General features: G+C 33.8%; 19 protein-coding genes. 15 read left to right on the top strand and 4 right to left on the bottom strand.

The annotated features are described in order from the left end of the window. Positions 1 to 19: 19 nt before the first annotated feature. The gene (purF, locus tag B5E87_RS09840; RefSeq protein WP_087244759.1) at positions 20 to 1423 is read right to left on the bottom strand and encodes an amidophosphoribosyltransferase; all 1404 of its coding nucleotides are present in this window, start codon (positions 1421 to 1423) and stop codon (positions 20 to 22) included. A gap of 255 nt (positions 1424 to 1678) precedes the next feature. Here purF and B5E87_RS09835 point away from each other — a divergent pair, with 255 nt between their 5' ends. The 8 genes from B5E87_RS09835 to carB all read left to right on the top strand — a co-directional run bounded on the left by B5E87_RS09835 (position 1679) and on the right by carB (position 17457). After that, positions 1679 to 3772 (top strand): glutamine synthetase III family protein, encoded by a 2094-nt coding sequence (locus tag B5E87_RS09835; protein ID WP_087244758.1) that lies wholly within the window; start codon positions 1679 to 1681, stop codon positions 3770 to 3772. A 26-nt stretch (positions 3773 to 3798) separates the two neighbouring features. Beyond that, entirely contained in the window at positions 3799 to 5379 is a 1581-nt protein-coding gene (gene asnB, locus B5E87_RS09830; protein ID WP_087244757.1) for an asparagine synthase B, read from the top strand. 13 nt (positions 5380 to 5392) lie between these two features. After that, the gene (gene gltB / locus B5E87_RS09825; RefSeq protein WP_206399293.1) at positions 5393 to 9874 is read left to right on the top strand and encodes a glutamate synthase large subunit; all 4482 of its coding nucleotides are present in this window, start codon (positions 5393 to 5395) and stop codon (positions 9872 to 9874) included. Positions 9875 to 9885: 11 nt separating this feature from the next. Beyond that, a complete protein-coding gene (locus tag B5E87_RS09820; RefSeq protein ID WP_087244755.1) occupies positions 9886 to 11340 on the top strand; it encodes a glutamate synthase subunit beta in 1455 nt (484 codons plus the stop codon). Between the two features lie 25 nt (positions 11341 to 11365). Then, positions 11366 to 12604: an ammonium transporter gene (locus tag B5E87_RS09815; RefSeq protein WP_087244754.1), complete on the top strand. Its 1239-nt coding sequence runs from the start codon at positions 11366 to 11368 to the stop codon at positions 12602 to 12604. A 13-nt stretch (positions 12605 to 12617) separates the two neighbouring features. Then, a complete protein-coding gene (locus B5E87_RS09810) occupies positions 12618 to 12965 on the top strand; it encodes a P-II family nitrogen regulator (RefSeq protein WP_206399288.1) in 348 nt (115 codons plus the stop codon). A 225-nt stretch (positions 12966 to 13190) separates the two neighbouring features. After that, entirely contained in the window at positions 13191 to 14270 is a 1080-nt protein-coding gene (locus B5E87_RS09805; RefSeq protein WP_087244752.1) for a carbamoyl phosphate synthase small subunit, read from the top strand. Next, on the top strand, positions 14263 to 17457 hold the full coding sequence (carB, locus tag B5E87_RS09800) for a carbamoyl-phosphate synthase large subunit (protein ID WP_087244751.1): 3195 nt from the start codon (positions 14263 to 14265) through the stop codon (positions 17455 to 17457). Before B5E87_RS09805 ends, carB begins: the two co-directional genes overlap by 8 nt. 80 nt (positions 17458 to 17537) lie before the next feature. Here the strand turns inward: carB and B5E87_RS09795 are convergent, their stop codons facing one another. From B5E87_RS09795 to bilS, 3 genes are all read right to left on the bottom strand, one after another. Beyond that, entirely contained in the window at positions 17538 to 18773 is a 1236-nt protein-coding gene (locus B5E87_RS09795) for an MFS transporter (protein WP_087244750.1), read from the bottom strand. Continuing rightward, positions 18763 to 19617, bottom strand: coding sequence for a zinc dependent phospholipase C family protein (locus B5E87_RS09790; RefSeq protein WP_087244749.1), 855 nt, complete (start codon positions 19615 to 19617; stop codon positions 18763 to 18765). Before B5E87_RS09790 ends, B5E87_RS09795 begins: the two co-directional genes overlap by 11 nt. A 136-nt stretch (positions 19618 to 19753) precedes the next feature. Further along, positions 19754 to 20245: a flavodoxin family protein BilS gene (gene bilS / locus B5E87_RS09785; protein ID WP_087244748.1), complete on the bottom strand. Its 492-nt coding sequence runs from the start codon at positions 20243 to 20245 to the stop codon at positions 19754 to 19756. A gap of 162 nt (positions 20246 to 20407) precedes the next feature. Here bilS and B5E87_RS09780 point away from each other — a divergent pair, with 162 nt between their 5' ends. The 7 genes from B5E87_RS09780 (at position 20408) to B5E87_RS09750 (ending at position 25364) form a co-directional block, all read left to right on the top strand. Continuing rightward, positions 20408 to 21304, top strand: a complete 897-nt coding sequence (locus B5E87_RS09780) for a D-alanyl-D-alanine carboxypeptidase family protein (protein WP_087244747.1) — start codon at positions 20408 to 20410, stop codon at positions 21302 to 21304. Between the two features lie 10 nt (positions 21305 to 21314). Then, positions 21315 to 21824: a dCTP deaminase/dUTPase family protein gene (locus tag B5E87_RS09775; RefSeq protein ID WP_087244746.1), complete on the top strand. Its 510-nt coding sequence runs from the start codon at positions 21315 to 21317 to the stop codon at positions 21822 to 21824. After that, positions 21825 to 22955, top strand: a complete 1131-nt coding sequence (locus tag B5E87_RS09770; RefSeq protein ID WP_087244745.1) for a CapA family protein — start codon at positions 21825 to 21827, stop codon at positions 22953 to 22955. Between the two features lie 113 nt (positions 22956 to 23068). Beyond that, a complete protein-coding gene (locus tag B5E87_RS09765) occupies positions 23069 to 23656 on the top strand; it encodes a hypothetical protein (protein ID WP_087244744.1) in 588 nt (195 codons plus the stop codon). A gap of 216 nt (positions 23657 to 23872) precedes the next feature. Further along, positions 23873 to 24436 (top strand): sugar O-acetyltransferase, encoded by a 564-nt coding sequence (locus tag B5E87_RS09760; RefSeq protein ID WP_087244743.1) that lies wholly within the window; start codon positions 23873 to 23875, stop codon positions 24434 to 24436. A 67-nt stretch (positions 24437 to 24503) separates the two neighbouring features. Next, positions 24504 to 24986, top strand: coding sequence for an ABC transporter permease (locus B5E87_RS09755; RefSeq protein WP_087244742.1), 483 nt, complete (start codon positions 24504 to 24506; stop codon positions 24984 to 24986). A 51-nt stretch (positions 24987 to 25037) separates the two neighbouring features. Next, positions 25038 to 25364: an HIT family protein gene (locus B5E87_RS09750; protein ID WP_087244741.1), complete on the top strand. Its 327-nt coding sequence runs from the start codon at positions 25038 to 25040 to the stop codon at positions 25362 to 25364. Positions 25365 to 25638 lie beyond the last annotated feature (274 nt).

The following is a 25638-nucleotide window of genomic DNA, read 5'->3' as shown; positions in this document are numbered from 1 at the left end:
TTGTCGTTTTGACAAACCTTTAATCGTCTTGAAAATCATTATCATATAGTGGTGTGACATATTTTCTATTGAAACAAGCCATACATAAATCACAGGTATGTTCTTTTTTGAAATGAATAGATTTTTGAAGTCCTTCTTCACTGATGAAGGCTAAGGAATCAGCACCAATATATGCGCAAAGTTCCTGAGTTGTCATCTTGTGAGAAATTAATTCATCAAGAGTAGAAGTATCTACACCATAAAAACAAGGATATTTGATTGCAGGTGAAGCAATTCTGACATGAACTTCTGTAGCACCTGCTTCTTTTAATAAAGTCACAATACGTTTGGATGTTGTTCCTCTGACAATAGAGTCGTCAATCATGATGACTCTTTTTTGATTCACAATTGAAGAAACAGCCGAAAGCTTCATACGAACACCCTGATTTCTTAATTCTTGAGTAGGCTGAATAAATGTTCTTCCGACATATTTGTTTTTAATTAGTCCCATTTCATAAGGAATGTGTGAAGCTTCTGAATATCCAATGGCAGCAGATATAGATGAATCTGGCACGCCAATCACAATATCAGCATCTACGGGACTTTCTAAATAAAGTTGTTTTCCAGCATTTTTACGTGTTGTATGAACATTGATACCATCAAGGATACTGTCGGGACGAGAAAAATATACATATTCCATAGCACAGATCTTATCATGTATAGACTGTTTTGTATAAAGACGAGATAACAATTGATTGCCTTTGACTCTGACTATTTCTCCTGGCTCGACATCTCTTAGAAATTTAGCGCCTACAATATCTAATGCACATGTTTCTGAAGCAAAGACATACGCTCCATTAGGGAGCTGTCCAATAGCTAGTGGTCTTAATCCATAACGATCTCTGACAGCATAGAGACGATCTTCTAAAAGAATGAGGAAAGCAAAAGCTCCATCTAATTTTTCTAAAGAAGCACAGATACGATCTATCATATGTCCTTTTTGACGTTTGATTAAATGTCCTAAGATTTCAGTATCAGATGAAGATGAAAAGATACTGCCTTGTTCTTCAAATTCAGCTTTCAATACATTAGCATTCACAATATTTCCATTATGACAAATTCCCATATCACCCACCATGGTTCTAAAAAGTAAAGGCTGTACATTCATAATACCTCCACCACCTGCAGTTGAATAACGCACATGACCAATAGCGTGAATGCCATTCATCTGATGAATCTTTTCACTGTTAAAAACTTCAGTGACCAAACCTTCTCCTTTATGAATAGAAAGCTGATGATCGTTCGCAACTAAAATACCGGCTCCTTCCTGCCCACGATGCTGAAGGGCATGTAAACCATAATAACAGAGGTTAGCTGCATTTGGATGCTGAAACACACCGAACACACCACACTCCTCATGAATTTCTTTTAAATCATTTATCATTATTGTTCTCCTTATATTTTATAGAAGAATAGGAGATACATATATCAAAATTTGTTGTATAAGATGTTACATAAAAATAAATATTACGGGATTCAATATCTCCTATTCGTCTTTATTATAACGGAATAATTGTATTTTTTCAATCAAATATAATAATAATTTATTAAAATGATAAAAAAACATTGACAAAAACACGAAGCTGTATCATAATGCAAAATAAGTAAACGGATAGGTTTACATAAAGGAGTGATAGATATGGAAAAGAAAATAACAGATATTTTTGGAACTTTGGTATTTGATGAAGAAGTCATGGAAGAAAGACTGGCGAAGGATACTTTCAGAGAACTTCAAAAAACAATTAAAGAGGGGAAATCTTTAAATATCAAGATTGCAAATGCTGTGGCAAATGCGATGAAAGATTGGGCTGTGGAACATGGAGCTACACATTATACGCACTGGTTTCAACCGATGACAGGTGTAACAGCTGAAAAGCATGATGGTTTTATTGGAACAAACAAAAATGGGAAAGTTATTTTAGAATTTTCTGGCAAGGAATTAATTAAAGGAGAACCTGATGCGTCATCTTTCCCGAATGGGGGATTACGTGCAACATTTGAAGCCAGAGGATATACAGCATGGGATCCGACATCTTATGCTTTTATTAAAAATGGCGTTTTATGTATTCCTACAGCATTCTGTTCATATTCAGGACATGCCTTAGATAAAAAGACACCATTATTAAGAAGTATGCAGGCTATTAATAAACAGGCATTACGTATCTTAAAGTTATTTGGTAATGAAAATGTCAAGAATGTCAAAACAACAGTGGGACCTGAACAGGAATATTTCTTAGTCGATAAAAAATATTATGAACAAAGAAAAGACTTGATTTATACAGGACGTACTTTATTTGGTGCACCATCTCCAAAAGGACAGGAAATGGAAGATCATTATTTTGGAACGATTAAGAGTAGAGTACAAGAATTTATGAATGATTTAAATGAAGAATTATGGAAATTAGGTGTCTTAGTGAAAACTGAACACAATGAAGTTGCACCAGCTCAACATGAGTTAGCACCTATTTTCTCTACTACCAATATTGCGACTGATCATAACCAATTAACAATGGAATTGATTCAAAGAATTGCGAAAAAACATGGTTTGGTAGCTTTATTACATGAAAAGCCATTTGATGGTATCAATGGAAGTGGAAAGCATAATAACTGGTCATTATCAACAGATACAGGTGTGAATTTATTAGAACCTGGAGATACACCACATGAAAATGCTCAATTCTTATTATTCTTATGCGCTGTGATTAAAGCGGCTGATGAACATCAGGATTTGTTGAGATTATCTGTTGCGACTGCAGGTAACGATCATCGTTTGGGAGCTAACGAAGCACCGCCAGCTATTATTTCTGTTTTCTTAGGTGATGAATTAGCTGAAATCTTAAAAGCTATTGAAGAAGATCGACCATATGATTCTAAGGAAAAAGAAGTCATGAAGATTGGGGCTCATGTCTTACCTAAATTTCCTAAAGATACAACAGATCGTAACCGTACTTCACCATTTGCTTTTACAGGTAATAAATTTGAATTCCGTATGCCAGGATCAAGTTCATCTATTGCAGGATGTAATATTGTTTTAAATACAGTGATTGCAGATGAATTAAAAGAATTTGCGGATATTCTAGAAAAAGCACCGGATTTTTCTTCAGCATTACATGCATTGATTCAAGGAACAATCAAAGAACATAAACGTATTATTTTCAATGGTAATGGTTATGATGATTCATGGGTAGAGGAAGCCAAGAAACGCGGACTATTAAACTTACGTACAACACCTGATGCTTTACCATATTTTATCAAGGAAAACAATATTGAATTATTTAAAAGACATAAAGTCTTTGATGAAGAAGAAGTGCATTCTCGTTATGAAATTATGATGGAAGAATATGTCAAGATTTTGCATATTGAAGCTTTAACAATGGTCAATATGTCTCAAAAAGAAATCTTACCAGCTGTTAGTCAATATTCATATGACTTAGCACAAACTTGTGCAATGAAAACAGAAGTTGCCAAGTTAGAAAATGTTTATGAAAAAGAAACTTTAAAAGATGTTTCAGCATTATTAGATCAAGCTTTCAAAGCTACAAAACATTTAGACAAAGTCTTAAAAGAAGCTGAAACGATTGAAGACTTTGAAAAGGCAGCTTTCTATTATCGAGATGAAGTCATTCCAGCTATGAGTGCTTTACGTACACCATGTGATGAATTGGAAACATTAACTGCCGAAAATGTATGGCCATTCCCAACATATGGCAAACTGTTATTTGGTATTTTATAAAATTATATAAGAGAGGGGTTATGACAATGTGTTCGATTATGGCATATTGCGACAGCAATGTAGAAAAAGAGATTTTTTTAAAGGGTTTTGAAAGAACACATACCAGGGGACCTGATGCTATGCGTATTATTGATACAGGTAAAGGGCTATTGGGATTTCAACGTTTATCCATCATGGGATTAAATGAGTATGGTATGCAACCATTTCAAAGAGGGAAGCATTATGTTGTCTGTAACGGTGAAATCTATGGTTTTAGACCAATGAAAGAAGAATTGATGAAGCAGGGGTTTGACTTTCAAGGGGAGAGTGATTGTGAAATCCTGCTTCCTCTTTATCAAAAAATGGGTGTAGACATGTTTAAAGAATTAGATGGAGAATTTGCTTTGATTCTCTTTGATGGTGATACAAAAGAATTTATTGCTGCTAGAGATCCGATTGGAATTCGCCCATTATTTTATGGTTATGATGATCATCAGCACATTGTCTTTGCTTCAGAAGCCAAAAATTTAGTTGGCATCTGTGATAAGATTGTACCTTTTCCACCAGGACATTATTATCAAAATGGGGAGTTTGTTTGTTATAGAGATATGAGCCTGGTGGAAAACTATCATTATGATGATTTCAATACAATCTATACAAATATACATGATTTATTGGTCAAAGGTATTGAAAAAAGATTGGATGCAGATGCACCACTTGGTTTCTTATTAAGTGGTGGATTAGATTCATCACTTGTCTGTGCAGTCTCATCACGTCTGCTAAAAAAACCAATTCGTACTTTTGCGATTGGAATGGACAAAGATGCTATTGATTTAAAATATGCCAAAGAAGTGGCTGAGTTTATTGGCAGTGAACATACCGAAGTGATTATCACAAAAGATGATGTTCTAAGTGCTTTAGAACCTGTTATTGCCACTTTAGGAACATATGATATTACAACAATTCGTGCATCGATTGGGATGTATCTTGTCTGTCAGTATATTCATCAGCATACAGATATTAGAGTTTTATTAACGGGTGAGATTTCAGATGAATTATTTGGTTATAAATATACAGATTTTGCGCCAAATGCAAAAGAATTCCAAAAGGAAGCTGAAAAACGTATTCGAGAAATTTATATGTATGATGTCTTACGTGCTGATCGTTGTATTAGTGTTCATTCCTTAGAAGCACGTGTGCCTTTTGGAGATTTGGCTTTTGTGGATTATGTTATGCATATTGATCCTGCTTTAAAAATGAATAATTATGGAAAAGGAAAATATTTATTGCGTAAAGCGTTTGACAGAGGATATTTACCTCAAGATATCTTAATGCGTGAAAAAGCAGCTTTTTCAGATGCGGTAGGACATTCATTAAGTGATGAAATCAAAGCTTATGCGAATAATTATTATAGTGATCAGGAATTTGAAGAAAAAAGAAAGAAATATGATTTCGCCCAACCATTTACAAAAGAGTCATTATTATATCGTGAAATCTTTGAAAAATATTATCCACATCAGGCACAAATGGTGAAAGGATTCTGGATGCCAAATCCAAATTGGGAAGGTTGTCAGGTCAACGATCCTTCTGCCAGGTTTTTAGAAAATTATGGAGATAGTGGAAAGTAGAAAGGATGATTTGATGAAAGAGTATAATCAGGGATTGCATCATGTCAGAGAACATGATGCCTGTGGTATTGGCGCTGTCGTTCATATTGATGGACGACAGGATTATCAGGTTATTGATCAGGCACTTACAATTGTTGAAAAACTAGAACATCGTGCTGGAAAAGATGCTAGTGGAGAAGTCGGTGATGGGGTTGGAATCTTATTACAGATTTCACATCGTTTCTTTAATAAAGTTGCACATAATCTCCATATCACTTTGCCTCAACCTTATGATTATGCTGTGGGAATGTTCTTTTTACCACAGGATACACTGACAAGACAAAAAGCTATGAAAACTTTAGAACGCATTGTTTTAAAACATCAGGCCACATTTCTAGGGTGGCGAGAAGTGCCATGTCATGAAGATATCTTAGGTCAAAAGGCTAAGGATTGTATGCCTTATATTATGCAATGCTTTATTGAAAAACCTAAAACTTGTCAACAAAGAATGGACTTTGAAAGAGTATTATATGTGATTCGTCGTGAATTTGAAAAATCTTCACCACAGACATATGTGGTTTCATTATCTTCGTCAACAATTGTCTATAAAGGGATGTTTCTTGTTCATCAGTTAAGACAATTTTATGATGATTTACAAGATCATGATTATCATAGTGCCATAGCATTGGTTCATTCACGCTTTTCTACCAATACCAATCCAAGCTGGCAAAGAGCACATCCTAATCGTATGATTGCTCATAATGGAGAAATTAATACAATTAGAGGTAATGCGAATCGTATGCTGGCCAGAGAAGAAACATTAGATTCAAAGTATTTTTCATCAGATATGACAAAGGTTTTCCCAATTGTTGATGTACATGGTTCAGATTCAGCTATGCTGGATAATACATTAGAGTTCCTATATATGAATGGGATGCCATTAGCTAAAGCTATGATGCTATTGATTCCAGAACCATGGAAAAATACAGCCATGTCACAAGAGAAAAAAGATTTTTATCATTATTATGCGACAATGATGGAACCATGGGATGGACCTGCTGCTATTTTGTTTTCTGATGGTATTTCCATGGGAGCCACTTTAGATAGAAATGGGTTAAGGCCATCACGTTATTATATTTTAGATGATCAGACTTTGATTTTATCATCAGAAGTTGGCGTTTTAGATATTGATGAAAGTCATATTGTCAAAAAATCACGTCTTCAACCAGGAAAAATGTTATTAGTAGATACTCAAAAACAGCAGCTGATTGAAGATGATATATGTAAAATGAGCTATGCTAAAGAACATCCTTATGGAGAATGGTTGGATTATTATTTATTGCATTTAAAAGATTTACCAGCGCCAGATAAAAAATCTCATATTCATAGTCAAAGTGACCGTGATATTTTATATAAAATTTTTAGTTATACATATGAAGATGTCAAAGATATGATTTTACCTATGGCCAAAAATGGTGTAGAACCTACAGCATCCATGGGAACAGATATTCCACTTGCTATGTTGAGTCAAAAACATCCAACATTATTTCATTATTTTAAACAACAGTTTGCTCAAGTGACCAATCCACCTATTGATTCTTTAAGAGAAGAAGTGGTTGTAGATACAACGGTATATTTAGGATCTAATGGAAACTTATTACAGGATCAATCTGATAATTGTCAGGTCTTAGAAATTAATAATCCGATTTTAGACAGTCGTGATATGGATAAACTCAAACAGTTAAATCGTGATGGTTTCCATAGCCAGGTGATTTCTTTATTATATTACAAAGGGATTTCCTTAACAGAAGCTTTAGATCAGTTATTTCTTGATTGTGATAAAGCTTATCGTCAAGGTGTCAATATCTTAATTCTTTCTGATAAAGGTGTCGATGATAATCATTTGGTGATCCCTTCATTACTGGCTGTTTCAGCTGTAGAAAGTCATTTGGTCAAAACTAAAAGAAAAACAGCGATGTCCATTGTCTTAGAAAGTGGTGAACCACGTGATGTTCATCAATTTGCCTGTTTATTAGGTTTTGGTGCTACAGCTATTTATCCATATCTGGCCCATGAATGTATCATGGAAATGATTCAACTTAATATGTTGGATAAAGAGGAAAATAAGGCTATTGAAGATTATAATCATGCCATTTTAAAAGGTATTGTCAAGATTGCGGCGAAGATGGGTATTTCTGCTTTACAGTCATATCAGTCAGCACAAATCTTTGAAGTTGTTGGTTTAAAAGAAGATATTATGGAAAACTATTTCCCTCATACAGTTTATCGTGTGGGAGAAAAAGGTTTGACAGATATTGAAAATGATATTCGTTACTATCATGATCATGCCTTTGATCCATTAGGATTAAAGACAGATACATCGTTGAAAAGTTTAGGTTTTCATAAATTTCGACGTGGACCACAAAGTGAAGTTCATATGTATAGTCCAGAAACAATTGTTTTACTTCAAAAAGCGACTCAAAGTGGAGATTATACATTATTTAAAGAATATTCACGTCAGTTGGAAAGTCAACCCTTTGCTTTACGTCATTTATTAGAATTTGATATGACACAAAGACAATCTATTCCTTTAGAAGAAGTAGAAAGTGTTGATGATATTGTCAAACGTTTTAAAACAGGAGCGATGTCTTATGGTTCTATTTCTAAGGAGGCACATGAATGTTTAGCTGTGGCAATGAATCGTTTAGGTGGAAAATCAAATTCTGGTGAAGGTGGAGAAAATCCAGACAGATTATATACTGAGGCGAATAGTGCTATTAAACAGGTGGCTAGTGGACGTTTTGGTGTCACAAGTGAATATCTGGTGAGTGCTAAAGAAATTCAAATTAAGATGGCACAAGGTGCAAAGCCAGGAGAAGGTGGACATTTGCCAGGACAGAAAGTCTATCCTTGGATTGCCAAAACACGTTATTCAACACCAGGCGTGACTTTAATTTCACCACCACCACATCATGATATTTATTCTATTGAAGATTTGGCGCAATTGATTTATGACCTGAAAAATGCCAATCGTGATGCACGTATTTCTGTCAAACTTGTTTCAGAATCAGGTGTAGGAACAATCGCATCGGGGGTGGCCAAAGCTGGGGCTGAAGTTATCTTGATTTCTGGTTATGATGGAGGAACTGGGGCAGCTCCACAAAGTTCGATTCATTATGCAGGGTTGCCTTGGGAACTGGGATTGGCAGAAGCACATCAGAGTCTGATTGAAAATGATTTAAGAACGCGTGTTGTCTTAGAAACAGATGGAAAATTAATGACGGGTCGAGATGTGGCGGTGGCTGCATTATTAGGTGCAGAAGAATTTGGTTTTGCGACAGCCCCATTAGTGACAATGGGTTGTGTGATGATGCGTGTCTGCAATCTTGATACTTGTCCAGTCGGTATCGCAACACAAAATGCTGAGCTTAGAAAACGTTTTAAAGGAAAACCAGAATATGTTATGAATTTTATGAAATTTATCGCTCAGGAATTACGTGAAATTATGGCACAATTGGGATTCCATAGTGTTGATGAAATGGTTGGACATATGGAAGTTTTGAAAGTGAAACCTGAATATCAGCAGTTAGAACCATTCTTTGCTAAGGAAGATTTTCATGTTCACTTTGAAAAAGACAATGTCTTTGATTTCCGTTTAGAAAATAGTCAGGATTTAAAAGTGCTACTTCCAAGATTTAAGACTTATCTTGAAACAAATCAGCCACATCAGGAAACAATACGTATTACCAGTCTTGATCGTAGTCTAGGAACATTGCTAGGAAGTGAAATCACCAAACGTTTCCAAAATCATCTTCCAGATGATACATATCAGGTTCATTGTCTTGGTGGTGCTGGACAATCATTTGGAGCCTTTATACCAAAAGGCTTAACAATGCAAATTGAAGGAGATGCCAATGATTATTTTGGTAAAGGATTATCTGGTGGAAAACTGATTATTCATCCTTCTTTACATGCGCAGTTTGTCGCTCACGATAATGTCATTGTTGGAAACGTCGCCTTATATGGAGCGACATCAGGAGAGGCTTATATCAATGGGCGTGCTGGAGAGCGTTTCGCTGTGCGTAATTCAGGAGCAATAGCGGTCGTAGAAGGTTGTGGAGATCATGGACTGGAATATATGACGGGCGGAAAAGTTGTTGTCTTAGGAAAAACTGGAAAGAACTTTGCAGCTGGTATGAGTGGAGGAATCGCTTATGTCTTTGATAAAGATCATGATTTATATTTACGTTTAAATAAAGAATTAGTGACAATGCAGGAAGTGAAACAGCATAAGGATATAGAAGATTTAAAATTGTTATTACAAAAACATGTGCAATATACAGGATCGTTACTGGCTAAAGATATTTTAGAAAGTTTTGAAGCCTGGTTACCACATTTTAAAAAGATTGTGCCAGTTAATTATGCGTGTATGTTAGATAATATTGAAAGCTTTGAAAAACAAGGCTATTCACATGATGAGGCTGCATTAATGGCCTTTAAAGAAGTTCATCAATAGGAGGGTAATGTATGGGAAAAGCTACAGGATTTTTAGAGTTTGATAGAGAAGATAATTTCACTGAATCACCAGAAACAAGAATCGCTGATTTTCAGGAATTCCACATCCCTCTTTTGGATGAAAAACGTCGTCAGCAAGGAGCTCGCTGTATGAATTGTGGTGTTCCGTTTTGTCAATCAGCTATTGAAATCAATCATATGGTTACAGGTTGTCCTTTACATAATCTGATTCCAGAGTGGAACGATGAAATCTTTCATCATAATGATGAACGTGCACTCTCACGTCTGTTAAAAACAAATCCCTTCCCAGAGTTTACAGGACGTGTGTGCCCGGCTTTATGTGAAAAAGCATGTGTATGTGGATTGCATGGAGAAGCTGTAACGATTAAAGATAATGAATTATTTATTATTGAAAAGGCTTATCAGAATCAATTGATGAAAGCTGAAAAATCATCTGTATGTTCATTTAAAAAAGTGGCGGTTGTAGGAAGTGGTCCCGCAGGATTGACTGTTGGCTACAAGTTAAATCAACGTGGACATCAGGTCAGTGTTTTTGAAAAAGATGATCGTTTAGGAGGATTGCTGATGTATGGTATTCCTCAAATGAAACTTGAAAAACAAATTATTGAACGTCGTATTCAATTGATGAAAGAAGAAGGTGTTCAATTTTATACGAATGTTCATGTTGGAAAAGATTTGACGAAGGAAGATTTGTTGAAGGATTATGATGCGATTGTTTTATGTTGTGGAGCGAAAAAAGCACGTGATTTAAATGTGGTAGGTAGAGAAGCCAAAGGCATTTATTTTGCAGTGGATTTTTTAAAAAGCACAACACAGGATATATTGAATCAAACTTCTTTTCGTATTGATGCCAAAGGAAAGCATGTCGTTGTTGTAGGAGGTGGAGATACGGGCAATGACTGTGTTGGAACATGTATTAGACAAGGATGTGCATCAGTTACACAGCTGGAAATGATGCCATCTCCGCCTCATCAAAATACACGTCCATGGCCAATGTGGCCTGATGAATTAAAAACAGATTATGGACAGGAAGAAAGTCTAGCTGTTTTTAAGCAGGATCCACGTGTTTATGCAACAACAATTAAAGAATGTATTGAAGAAGATGGGCAACTCAAAGCTGTCAAAACGATTCAGGGGAGAATGGTTGATGGTCAATGGGTTGAAAAAGAAGATAGCGAAAAAATGCTGAAGGCAGATTTGTTGCTGATTGCAGCAGGATTTGTAGGTATTGAAGATGATATTAAAGAGCAGTTTGATTTATCTGTGAATCAACGTCAGGTTGTCATGACAATGCCAAAGAGCTATGCGACAAAGGAAGAGAAGATTTTCGTTGCAGGGGATATGCATCGCGGTCAATCTCTTGTTGTCTGGGCTATTGCGGAAGGAAATGAATGCGCCAAAGAAGTGGATCGATATTTAATGGGATATAGTTATATGAATGAATAATGAATAGAGTTAGGGGGTCTATGATATGAATTCAGGGGATATTGGTTTTATGTTAATATGTAGTGCCCTGGTGTTATTAATGACACCAGGCCTGGCTTTCTTTTATGGGGGACTTGTTCGCCGTAAAAATGTTGTTAATACAATGATGACATCTGTTTTTGTCATTGGTATTGCAGCTATTATGTGGGCATTATTTGGATACTCACTGGCTTTTGGAAATGATCATTTTGGAATTATTGGAGATTTCAGCTGGTTAGGTTTACAGGGCATTGAAGGAAGTACAACAGATTATGTTTCTACAATTCCTCATTTAGAGTTTGCTATTTTCCAAATGATGTTTGCAATCATTACACCTGCTTTAATAACGGGGGCAGTTGCTGGTCGTATGAAATTTAAAGCTTTGTTTTTGTTTATTATTCTTTGGTCAGTCATTGTTTATTATCCAATGGCTCATATGGTCTGGGGACTTGGTGGCTTTCTGGCTAAAATTGGTTCGGTAGACTTTGCTGGTGGAAATGTTGTTCATATCAGTTCTGGTGTCAGTGCATTAGTTTTATGTATTGTCCTAGGAAAACGCAAAGACTATTTACGCGTACAATATCATGTTCATAACATTCCATTTGTTGTCTTGGGAGCCAGTTTACTGTTGTTTGGATGGTTTGGTTTTAATGCAGGCAGTGCCTTACAGGCCAATGAACTGGCTGTTCATGCCTTTATAACAACTGGTTTATCAGCAGCAGCTGGAATGCTGTCATGGATGGGTATGGATGTATGGATGAGTGGAAAACCAACACTGGTAGGAAGTGTAACAGGTATGGTTGTCGGTCTTGTCGCTATTACACCAGGAGCAGGATATGTGCCTATTTGGGCATCAATCATTATTGGGCTTGTTGGAAGTCCTATTTGTTATCTGATGATTTCTAAAGTGAAACAGAAATTGGGCTATGATGATGCTTTGGATGCTTTTGGATGTCATGGTATTGGCGGTATCTGGGGTGGTATTGCGACTGGATTGTTTACACAAACGTCTATTAACGATGTTGCCAGATGGAATGGTTTGTTCTTTGGAGATACACAATTATTCATAGCACAAATCATCAGTATCGTTGTTACGATTGCTGTGGCTATTATTGGAACGCTTATTTGTATAGCCATTGTCAGATGTTTCACAACACTTCGTGTTTCTAAACAGGAAGAACAAAAAGGATTAGATATTTCTGAACATCAGGAAAATGCATATCCATCTTTTAATGGATTGGATTAGGAGGACAGTGAATATGATCAAAATTGAAGCGATTGTGAGAGAAGAAAAATATGAAGAAGTGAAAGAAGCACTTGCTCGTATTCATGTGAATGGTATGACAGTTTCTCAGGTAATGGGATGTGGCACACAGCATGGCTACACAGAGTATGTTCGTGGGCAGGAAGTTGAAGTCAATATGTTGCCAAAGATTAAATTTGAAATTGTTGTCAGCAGTGAAGAATGGGCTGAAAAAACAATTGAAGCCATTTGTCAGGCGGCTTATACTGGAGAAGTAGGAGATGGTAAGATTTTTACTTATAAGCTTGATAATGCTATCAAGATTCGTACGCGAGAAAAGGATGAAAAAGCAATTAATGAGTAATGATTAATAATTTAAAATTATGATAATAAAAAATTATGAAAAAATATCTTGATAATTATGTTAAATTTGACTATACTATACAAGAATAAATAGAAAGGAATGAGAATTATGGTGGGAAAACAAGTTATGGATACAACGATTGTTAGAACATCTTTTTCTCATTTTTTATATTTCTAAAAACATATCTTTTATGGATATGTTTTTTTATGATATAAGGAGGTAACAATGAAAGCATATTTGATATTAGAAGATGGACATGTCTTTGAAGGTGAACATTTTGGTGGTCATAAGGAAGTCATTAGTGAGTTTGTCTTTAATACATCTATGACAGGATATCTGGAAGTCTTGACAGATCCTTCATATGCTGGACAAAGTGTTGTCATGACATATCCATTGATTGGAAATTACGGTGTTTGTTTGGAAGATCAGGAATCAAGACAACCATATGTAGAAGGTTTTGTTGTGAATGAACTGGCAAGATTAGGTAGTCATTTTAGAAAAAATATGGATTTAGAAGATTATTTGAAGAAACATGATATTGTGGGAATTCAAGGTGTTGATACACGATATATTACAAAATTAATCAGAAATAAGGGTTGTATGAATGGTTTGATTACAACACATCACTATGATGATTTAAGTGATGTTTTAAAACGAATTCATGAGTATAAAGTTTCTGGTGTTGTGAAACAAACAACATGCTGTGAACCTTATGTTTTAGGAAAGGGTGCATATAAAGTCGCTTTATATGATTTTGGAGCAAAGCAAAATATTGCCAGAGAACTAGTCAAAAGAAATTGTGAAGTGACAGTTTTCCCAGCTGATACACCAGCAAAGACCATTTTAGAAGGACACTTTGATGGAATTATGCTTTCAAATGGTCCTGGTGATCCTGAAGAATGTGTAGATATTATTGAAAATATGAAGATTTTAAGTCAAAGTGGTTTGCCTATTTTTGCTATCTGTTTAGGACATCAGTTAATGGCTTTAGCACATGGTTTTCAAACAGAAAAGATGGTTTACGGTCATCATGGTGCCAACCACCCAGTTAAGGATTTGAAAACAAATCGTGTTTATATTTCAACACAAAATCATAATTATGTTGTCAAAGAAGAATCATTGGATAGCCAAATGGCAAAAATGTGGTTCCAAAATGTCAATGATGGCACATTAGAAGGTATTGAATATTTACAAAAACCTATTAAAACAGTGCAGTTTCATCCAGAAGCATGTGCTGGACCATTGGATACATCTTACTTATTTGATGAATTTATCAAAATGATGGGAGGAAATCAAAATGCCTAGAAATCATGATATTCAAAAAGTATTAGTGATTGGGTCAGGACCTATTATTATTGGACAAGCTGCTGAATTTGATTATGCAGGAACACAAGCTTGTCGTGCTTTAAAAGAAGAAGGAATAGAAGTTGTACTCATTAATTCTAATCCAGCAACTATTATGACAGATAAAGATATTGCTGATAAGGTTTATATAGAACCTTTAACTGTACCGGTTGTCAAACATTTAATTGAAGTTGAAAAACCAGATAGTATCTTACCAACGCTTGGAGGACAAAATGCTTTAAATATTGCGATGGCTTTGGCTGATGAAGGATTCTTAGACAAACATCATGTGCGTACTATTGGAACTTCAACAGATACAATCAAACTGGCTGAAGATCGCTTAGAGTTTAAAACATTAATGGAAAAGATTGGAGAACCATGTGCTGCTTCAATTGTCGTGAATCATGTAGATGAAGCCATTGAGTTTGCAAATAAAATTGGTTATCCAGTTGTTGTTAGACCAGCATATACATTAGGAGGAACAGGTGGTGGAATTGCCAATAATGAAGAAGAATTACATCATATTTGTTCTAATGGATTGCGTTTATCACGTGTGAGTCAGTGCCTCATTGAAAAAAGTATTGCTGGATGGAAAGAAATTGAATATGAAGTGATGCGTGATGGACATGGTAACTGTATTACAGTATGTAATATGGAAAACCTTGATCCAGTTGGTGTACATACGGGAGATAGTATTGTTGTGGCACCAAGTCAAACTTTATCTGATAAAGAATATCAGATGTTAAGAAGTTCGGCTTTAAATATTATTACAGCCTTAAATATTCAAGGTGGATGTAATGTGCAGTATGCTTTAAATCCAGATAGTTTTGAATATTGCGTTATTGAAGTTAATCCACGTGTTTCGCGTTCTTCAGCTTTAGCTTCAAAAGCAACAGGTTATCCAATCGCCAAACTGGCAGCGAAAATTGCTTTAGGTTATACATTGGATGAAATTAAAAATGCAGTTACTGGAAAAACATATGCTTCTTATGAACCAACGTTAGATTATATTGTTTGTAAGATTCCAAAATGGCCATTCGATAAATTTGTTGGGGCATCTAGAAAACTAGGAACACAGATGAAAGCCACAGGAGAAGTCATGAGTATTGCTCATAATTTTGAAGGTGCATTTATGAAAGCTTTACGTTCTCTCGAACAAAATGTTTATGATTTACATATTCCTGAAGTCGATGGACTTTCATTAGATGAATTAAAAGTCAAATTAAAAGATGTTGATGATCATCGTATCTTTGTAGTAGCACAGGCTTTAAGACAAGGAATGAGTGAACAGGAAATTCATGATATAACACGTATTGATTGCTGGTTTATTGATAAAATCAAACATTTAACGGAAGTCGAACAACAATTAAAAACAGAACCACTGACTGTTGAATTATTAAAACTTGCTAAAAGATTAGAATTCCCAGATCAAATTATCGCTAAGTACACAAATCATACAATTCAAGATATTCATCAAATGAGATTAGATCATCATATCGAAGCTGTTTATAAAACAGTAGATACATGTGCAGCTGAATTTGATGCAACAACACCTTATTATTATTCTGTATATGGAGAACATAATGAAGTTGATCCTCGTGATGATAAAAAGAAAATTATGGTTTTAGGTTCAGGACCAATCCGTATTGGACAAGGGATAGAGTTTGATTATTGTTCTGTTCATTGTGTCTGGGCGTTAAAGGAAGCTGGCTATGATACAATTATTGTGAATAATAATCCAGAAACAGTATCAACTGACTTTGATATAGCTGATCGTCTGTATTTTGAACCATTGACACCTGAAGATGTAGAAAGTATTGTGCGTTTAGAAAAACCAGATGGTGCCATTGTACAATTTGGTGGACAAACAGCCATCAAGCTTACAAAAGCTCTAATGGAAATGGGAGTTCCTATTTTAGGAACATCAGCTGATAATGTAGATGCTGCTGAAGATCGTGAAAGATTTGATGAAATCTTACAGCGTTGTGATATAGATCGTCCAAGAGGTTCAACAGTTTTCACAACAGAAGAAGCTTTAGAAGTAGCCAATCGTTTAGGATATCCAGTGCTTGTCAGACCTTCTTATGTATTAGGTGGAGCTGGAATGGAAATTGCTTTAAATGATGGTGATATCAAGAAATTCATGGAAATCATTAATCGTCAATATCAGGAACATCCTATCTTGATTGATAAATATTTATCTGGTAAAGAAGTTGAAGTCGATGCTATCTGTGATGAACATGGTGTATTGATTCCAGGTATCATGGAACATGTCGAACGTGCAGGAGTGCATAGTGGAGATAGTATCTCAGTATATCCACCACAAAAGATTAAACAGGAAATTAAAGATGTGATTGTGGATTATACACAAAGACTAGCAAAAGCGTTACATGTCATTGGATTGATTAACATTCAATTTATTGTTTATGAAGATCAAGTCTATGTTATTGAAGTCAATCCACGTTCTTCACGTACTATTCCTTATATTTCTAAGGTTACTGATATTCCTGTGGTAGATGTCGCAACACATGTCATTATGGGAAAAACAATCAAGGAACAAGGATATGAATATGGATTGGCTAAAGAAAAAGAAACAGTGGCTATTAAGATGCCAGTCTTCTCATTTGAAAAGATTACTGGTGCAGAAATCAGCTTAGGCCCTGAAATGAAATCTACAGGAGAAGTTTTAGGTGTGTCTAAAGACTTTGATGAAGCCATTTATAAAGCATTTATTGCGACAGGTATTGATTTGCCAAAGAAAAAGAATATTATCTGTACGATTAAAGATAGTGCCAAAGAAGAATTCTTACCAATTGCAAAACAATATCATCAATTTGGGTATGACATTTATGCAACAATTGGAACATTTACGTATCTTATTGAACATGGAATTCCTGCTCATCTTGTCAATTACATTGCTGATAAGAAAAATACAATCTTTGATTTAATGTTAACTGATACAGTTGATTTAATCATTGATATACCAACAAGAAACAATAATTTAAAAGATGGATTTATGATTCGTCGCTTTGCGGTAGAAGCAGGTATTCCAATTTATACATCATTGGATACAGCTCAAGCATTAATTAACTGTCTTGAAAAAAGACATCATGGTGATACATCACTTATTGATATTACAAAAATTTAATAAAAGAAAAATGGGTGTCATATTTTGGTGACATCCGTTTTTATCTGTAATAAAAAAGACTCCATATAAAGAGTCTAAAATTATTGATGCAATTTTTCTGTTTTTTTGAAGAATACAAAACCAATGAAGAACATGATAGCTAATGAACCTACACCTATATTCATCATACCTGTAACTTGAGAAATAAGGGAAACAAGAGTTGTTCCCATGAATGATGCCCCTTTACCACAAATATCATATAAACCAAAATATTCACCAGAACGATTGGCTGGAATGATTTTAGCATAATAAGAACGTGATAATGATTGAATAGCTCCTTGGAATATTCCAACACCAACAGCTAAAATCCAGAATTGATATTGTTGTTGGAGAGTGATTCCATATAATGCAATAAGGAAATAAGCAAGAATACAAACTTTAATCAGTTTTGTATTTTCAATAAGATTACTTAATTTTCCAAAGATTAAAGCAGCAGGGAAGGCAACAATTTGGGTTAATAACAACGCTAATAATAAACCAGTTGTATCTAAACCTAAAGCAGTTCCATAAGCCGTTGCCATATCAATGATAGTATAAACACCATCAATATAAAAGAAAAAGGCAAGCAAGAAGAATAACACTCTTGGATTATCTTTTAATTCACTAAAGATATTTTTTAAACGTAGAAAGCTGGCTTGAACATAGTGACTTTCTTTTTCTAAATAATAAGTCTGATGATACCCTTGAAGTAATGGAATTGATAACAACAACCACCATAAAGCAATCAAAAGAAAACAAATACTCATAGCTGTTTCCATTGTTAATGAAAGTTGTTCATAGAATAATACAAGAGCTAAACTGGCTATAAAAGGTATACAGCTTCCAATGTATCCCCAGGCATATCCTTTGGCAGAAACATTATCCATACGTTCTGGAGTTGTAATATCTATAAGCATAGAATCATAAAAAACCAGACTTAATGAATAAGCAGATTTTGCAATCACAAATAAACATAAAAACCATAACCAGGATGAAGTAAATCCAAGTAAAATACAACCCAATGCGCCAATGAGTAAAGCAACCATGAACAGCTTCTTTTTCCATCCTTTAAAATCAGAAGCAGTTCCTAATATAGGACCAAGAATTGCTGTAATGATTGTGGCTATAGATGTTGCATACCCCCAAAAAGCTAAATAGTTTGTTTCAGAAATATGTGCACTGTCAGCTAAGAAATTAAAATAAATAGGCATGATTGTAGATACAAGTAATGTAAAAGCAGAGTTTCCAATATCATACATAATCCACTTCTTTTCTAAAGATGTTGTTTTAGATGTCATATTCTTTCTCCTTTTCATACGATAATACTGGAATATTTTCCCAACCTTCTTGAGCACTGTAATGTGCTAAAAAATCATGACTGAGTGGTTCGTTTTTTGTTAAGTATGTATAATAATTTTCACTGAGTTCAAGACAGTGTGGAATGGCTTTTTTCATTAATTTTTCTAAACGTAGATTACTATCTTTGCATGCTTCGTGGTCTTTTTGATCCATCAACAATCCACGATAACCTTTATATTTACCTGAAATCAATAAAAAGACTTTCACTAATGTTCTGATGAATGGATTATGACTTGCTAGAAAACGATTATATGTTTTCATAGATTTTAATGTTGATAAAATCTGTTGAACACTAAATTGATTAAAAAAAGTTTGAATGACTTTGGCATTTTCCATAGTGGGATGTAAATGCTGAGTTAAATCTGTGTATAACGGTTTTTGATGATTCTTGATCAATAAATATTTATCCATTTCACATTCAATTAAGGAATGTGAAACATGTGAAGCTTGCATTTTCTTTTCAATATAACTATGACATTCATAGTCCAATGCAAAATGAGCAATAAAACCTAACATATAGGCTATTTTGGCTTCTTTATGACTTTTTTCTAAAATAACATGACGAGAATTTTCAAATAAGTCATAAGCTTTTTGTTTATGCATGGCACTTCCCCAACGATTTAAATCATTATGATGATAAATCTGATAATAGAAAAAAATATCAGGACCATGTAAACCTATTTCATAAAGTTCAATATTGTCTTGAATGATTTTTTGAAGATGGGGTGAATAAACTTTTTTCATTTCTTCCCCAAAACAATAATGTGTATATATGGCTGGCATATATCCCCCTCCTAACGTGTATATATTACCACAAAAATATAAAAAGAATGTAAAAAATACTTAAAAAAATTGTAATATTCATATGATTAAAGAGATAAAAAGATCATCATAAGTATGAATCCTATGATGATCTCGATTATTGAATGGCTGAAAGTTGTTGGATAAATGATTGTAAATCCTCTGGGCTAGGATGTGATAATGCCTGATCAAAATTTTCAATCATAGGAATAAATTTTTCCGGCTGTTTTTGTGCCATTTGTTCATAACGTTGTCTGACACTCATAGGCATTTTTCCTTGACACATAAATTGTCCCACAATTTGATTATCATCAGCAATGTTTGTTTGGACACGTTTTAAAATACCATCAAAATATTCTTGACTACCACCAAAACCAGCAGTTCCAAATAAAAAGATTTTTTGATGATGGAGTTGTTTTAAATAATCCTGAATTGATTCATCACATGTTCCTTTATCTGTCCAGAAACCTACAAAAATATAATCAGCCATCAATGGTGCTAAGTCAGCCTTTCCATAATAACAACATTCTCCTTTTATATGATTTTTAATAGTTTCAGCCAACATTTGTGTATTTCCTGTTGGACTTGAAAAAATAATAGCATATTGCATAGAAATATCCTCCTTTTTTATGACGATATTATATGAATTTGTGTGAATGTTGTCAAATGAAATAAATTAAGTAAATATTAAGGAATTTTTCGTAGAATTGGTTTATAATGGTAGCTAAGTAAGGGTATAGTTTTAATAAGTCGTTATGTTATGGAGGTAGTCATGAAAAAAATTGTCATAGGGATACTCTCTTTTATGTTTATGTTAACAGGATGTCAATCACAAGACAAGGAAGCTCCTGTTTTAACGTTAACAAAATCAAGAGTTCAAATAGCATTAAATGATACATTTGATTATAGTCTTTATATTGAAAAAGCCAGCGATTCACAAGATGGTGATTTAATGGATCAGGTGAGCTACAGTGATATAGATACATCTACGGTAGGGAAGAAAACTGTCCATTATTCTGTAGAAGACCAGGCTGGAAATAAAGCTCAAAAGGATTTGATTGTAGATGTTGTGGAATATGTGGGGGATTTGATTAATCCTATCACAGCACAGGCGGATATTGTTGAAAATCCTGATGATGTGACTGTTCTTGTCAATAAGTTACATGAAATACCTGAGGGATGGAAGCCTGATGATTTAGAAAAAGTGATTGATTGTAGTCAAAAGTTGCGTCATGAAGCGAATCAGGCATACACGCAATTTTATCAGGCAGCCAAGGAAAAAGGCATTGAGATTTATACTATCTCAGGCTATCGTGAACCAGAAACACAACAGCTTTATTGGGATAATTCTGTAAAAGTGTTTGGCCAAGAGCATGCTATTCAATATAATGCCTATCCTCGTCGTAGTGAACATGAACTAGGCTTATGTGTAGATATATCCTATACTATGGATGGAGATCGTTTAAGTGAAAAAGTGGCTGATAGTCCACTGGGAAAATTCATTGAAAGTGATGCTTATAAATATGGCTTTATTTTGCGTTATCCTCAAGATAAAGTGCGTATTACAGGTTATGGGTATGAACCATGGCATATTCGTTATGTAGGTGTAGATTTAGCTACACAATTACATCAGGAAAACAAAACATTAGAAGAATATTATGAAGGTTAAGGAGAACAATATGACAACAGCAAAATTTTATAAAGTATCTTATCAACAATTTGAGGAAGCTTATTTAGATTATGAAGCACATGCTTCTAAGCAACAGATTCAATCTGTTTATGATTCTATTCAATTACCTAAACGTGCGACTAAAGGTTCAGCGGGATATGATTTTTATACACCTATTCATATATGCTTAAAACCACAGGAAACAATCAAGATTCCAACTGGTATTCGTTGTGAAATGAATGAAAGATGGGTTTTAATGATTTATCCTAGAAGTGGACTAGGATTTAAGTATCGTCTACAATTAAACAATACAGTGGGAGTTATTGATAGTGATTATTTTTATTCAGATAATGAGGGGCATATCTTTATTAAGATGACAAATGATACAAATGAAAATAAAACTGTAGAAGTCTTACCTGGACAAGGGATTGCGCAAGGAATCTTTATGCAATATGGTCTTGTTGAAGATGATGATGCAAATGAGATTCGTAATGGTGGATTTGGGAGTACAACCAAATAAATGAAAAAGATTATCCAATTATTGATATCTGTTTTATTGATTTCTGGCTGTCAAAATACACCAAAAAAAGAAAAAGTTCAGGAACAAAAAAAAGATGATACAGTTTCGTTTGTCGCCGTTGGGGATAATTTAATGCATCAAAGATTATTGGATGAAGCAAAAACGGATGATGATTATGATTTTTCATCCTACTATACAAACATAAAGCCATATATTGAACAGGCTGATTTGGCTTTTGTCAATCAGGAAACAATATTAGGTGGGGGTAAAGCATCTGGCTATCCTTATTTTAATACTCCTGATGCTATGGCAAAGAATTTACATGATGTTGGGTTTGATATTGTCAATGGTTCTACTAACCATGCCTTAGATCAAGGATATGAAGGAATCCAGCATTCTATCCAGGTTTTTAAAAATTATCAGGATATGCATTATATTGGATTATATCAGTCTCAAGAAGAACGTGATCAGATCCAGGTTGTTGAAAAGGATGGTTTACGTATAGCTTTTTTAGCATATAATCAGATGTTAAATTATACAGAAGATTATCCATCTTATTGTATTAATGATTTTGATGAAGAAAAAATGAAAAACGATGTAGAAAATGCAAAGGAGATCAGTGATATTGTGATTGTATCTTGTCATTGGGGTATTGAAAATGATATGGAACCACAACCATTTCAAAAGAAAAATGCGAAGTTTTTAGCTGATTTAGGTGTTGATATCGTTTTAGGAACACATACGCATACTTTACAGCCTGTAGAATGGATTGAAGGTCAAGATGGTCATCAAACACTTGTAGCATATAGTTTGGGTAATTTTATTAGTGGAATGTTAGAAGAAGATTCTCAATTAGGTGGAATGCTGACATGTGATTTTAAAAAAGATGGAAGTGAGTGGTCTATTCAAAATGTCACTTTAGTACCACTTATGAATCATTATGAAACAACGAATCAAAAGAATATCATTGATACAAGAGAGAAATTTACAGTATATAGATTAAAAGATTATACAGATGAACTTGCTAAAAAACATGCTTTACAAGGATACAATGGGATAACAATTTCAAAAGAACGTATGCAAGAAAAAGTAAAAGAAAGAGTAGGAAGTCATATTCAAATTGATATGTAGGGAACAGAAATGTTCTCTTTTTAAATACAATGATTATAGGAGATTTTGTAAGTGGTGATTTTGTTGAATAGCTTATCTTCTGTTGATATAATATGGGATATAGGAGAAAAAATATGGCTAGAAAGAAAATACCTTCAATTGATGAATTAAGAGATTATCGAGAAAAGCAAGAGGCTTATCTTCAAGATTGTATTAAGAATCATAAAACATTTGTTATAACTGGTCCAAAATTTCAAGGAGAGAATATTTGGGTAGCTAAAAGTACCTTGCCTTTAATGGAAGCTGCCAAAGAAGTTGGTGCATCTTTTGAGGAAATATGGCAGTTATGTCGTAAATTAGCAACTCTAACACATGCTCCCATAACAAAAAAAGAATATGAAAGAATGATTCCTTTTTCTAAAAAACCACATACAGTCGATACAGTTTTGCAATTTTTAGAAACAAATATTCCTCAATATAACCATAAAAGACACTGTTTAGATTTTGATATTGTCGCCTATTTTTATTGTTATGCATTGATTTCACTTTCAGATTATAGACAAGAAGATTGTCAAAAACAATTATGGTATGCTGTTGATGACTTTATGGAAAGAGATCGAAATATGGCTATGGTTTTATTAAGAAACATGAAAGTTTTAGAACCGATACGTCCGTTTTTAACACCAATGAAAGAAAAGTTGGAAAAAGCAACAGAAAGTTAAATATATTTATTGAAAAATAAAGATGAAATAAAAACATATATGTGAGAAGGAATGTCAATAGGAATGTGTATTGGAACATCACTAGGAGTCATTATAGGACTGTTTACTGATAACATTCCTATATATATGTTTTGGGATAAGTATAGGTTTATGTGTTGGTTTAGGAATAGATTCTTTAATCAAAAAATAAGTGGTAGTTTAAAATTATAAAAAGGAATGATAAGATTGAAAACAGAAAAAGAAAAAATGATTTCTGGAGAAAAATATAATCCTGCTAATCCTAGACTTGTTCTTGAACGAGCACGAGCAAATAGAATATGTACTAAGTATAATAAAAGAAGTTTTAATGAGATCAATATGAAATCACGATTAATGAGAAAATTAATAAATACTAACGGAAAATTTTGGATTAAACCACCATTTTTTTGTGATTATGGATATAATATTTTCATTGAAAAAAATGTTATGCTTAATTATGGTTGTGTAATATTAGATGTTTGCCCTGTAAAAATAGGAGAGCATACTTTAATAGGACCAAATACCCATATTTATACAGCTTGTCATTCATTAGTTCCAGATGAAAGAATTTCAGATATTGAATTTGGCAAACCTGTAACTATTGGTAAAAATGTATGGATTGGAGGAAATTGTACTATTTTACCGGGAGTGACTATTGGGGATAATTCGGTTATTGGTGCTGGAAGTGTTGTAACAAAAGATATTCCAAACAATTCTATAGCAGTAGGCAATCCGGCAAAAGTGAAATCAAAAAATGAGTGATATAAATTAAAATACTATTAGTAGGTGATAGAAGAAATGAGTAAATTGGAATTTGGAGTGAAACAGAATGATTATAATAATCGAAACCGTAATTTTATGTATTGCGTTTTTTCTAATATGTTTTTGGGGAACAGGTACAGATAACAAAAATTTAAAAAGCTATTCATCTTATCCAGATGAAGTGCAAAATCGAATAAAGAGTATTGCAGAATATCAAGGAAAATTTAAGGAAAGCAATAAAGTGGTTACATTTATATCCAATTTTCTGTTATTTCTGTTCGTACTATTTATATTAGGGTTGTTTAACAAAGAAAATGGCTTCACACATAATTTTCTTTGTTTAAGTATTATAGGACAGGGATTGAATATCTTTGACTTATTTATTGTAGACCTTTTATGGTGGCGGAATACAAAGCGTGTTCGTTTAAGAAAAATACCAGAAAAGGAATTGTATCAAAATCCGAAAAAGCATATAGAAGCGTTTATCAGAGCCTTTATTATGTATCTGCTAATTGCTCTGATAGACGGATATATATTGACACTTTTATAGGAATAGATATAAGTAAATCCTAATTTTGTAAAAGAACTTGAAACTGGTTATGTGGTTATTGGAGATAATCAGCATTTTAAGGGATATACTTTATTTTTATATAAAGATCATAAAATAGAATTATTTCATTTAGAAACAATCAAAAAAATGAAGTTTTTAGAAGAAATGTCTATTGTAGCTGAAGCAGTTTCTAAAGCTTTTAATGCAGAAAAAATGAACTATGAATTATTGGGAAATGGAGATACACATCTTCACTGGCATTTATTTCCAAGAGTCAATGGTGATTTAGGAAAATATGGTAATAATGGTAAGGGACCTGTCTGGTGGTATCCAATGCAAAAAATGTATGATGATTCTAACTGTCCTACAAATGAATAATTAAGGATAATGAAATCAAGATTATTAATGGAGTTAGATAAACTCTTGTAAATACAGATTTTTAATAAATTCATATGATTATATGTTGACATAATGTGTGAAAAAATGTTTTTAGCACTCTATACTTGACTCTGCTAAAATAGAGGACTATAATGTAAATAGAAATAAGGAAAGAGAATAAAAAAGGCATTCCTTACTTCTCATATCAAACATTGTTCATTCTCTAACAATGCTTAGAATTATTCATAAGAGGTGATATATATGTTAATGCCTA

Source organism: Massilimicrobiota sp. An142 (assembly GCF_002160725.1).
Taxonomy (GTDB): domain Bacteria; phylum Bacillota_I; class Bacilli_A; order Erysipelotrichales; family Coprobacillaceae; genus Allocoprobacillus; species Allocoprobacillus merdigallinarum.
Note: the sequence above shows the minus strand (reverse complement) of the source record. Positions and strands in the feature narration are given on the sequence as shown.